The 281-nt window shown below is 41.3% G+C and carries 1 pseudogene; it reads right to left on the bottom strand.

The features are described 5' to 3' along the window. Window positions 1–41 precede the first annotated feature (41 nt). Window positions 42–281, bottom strand: a pseudogene (locus AAEY55_RS18235) (phosphate acyltransferase); the annotation flags it as partial.

Below are 281 nucleotides of genomic sequence, written 5' to 3'. Positions count from 1 at the left end.
ATAGCTACCTGTTCCGAGAATTTTTGTGTGCATATATGAGATCAGCTATTGATGTCTAAAAGAATCGACTCCAAACGATCTTTAATCATTTCAGGAAGACGACGTTTTGCTTCTGTTGCTGCTAAATTTAATGCTTGTAAAAATGCAGCTTCATCCGCGTTACCATGACTCTTTACTACTATTCCGCGCAATCCTATCAGACTTGCACCGTTATAGTGGTCGGGGTTCATCTTACTGAGTACTGCTTGTATGCGTGGAGCGATGAGTTTGGAGAGTAAACG

The organism is Pseudoalteromonas sp. 120-MNA-CIBAN-0494 (assembly GCF_040308885.1).
Lineage (GTDB): Bacteria > Pseudomonadota > Gammaproteobacteria > Enterobacterales > Alteromonadaceae > Pseudoalteromonas > Pseudoalteromonas nigrifaciens.
This window is presented reverse-complemented; position numbering and strand designations above follow the sequence as displayed.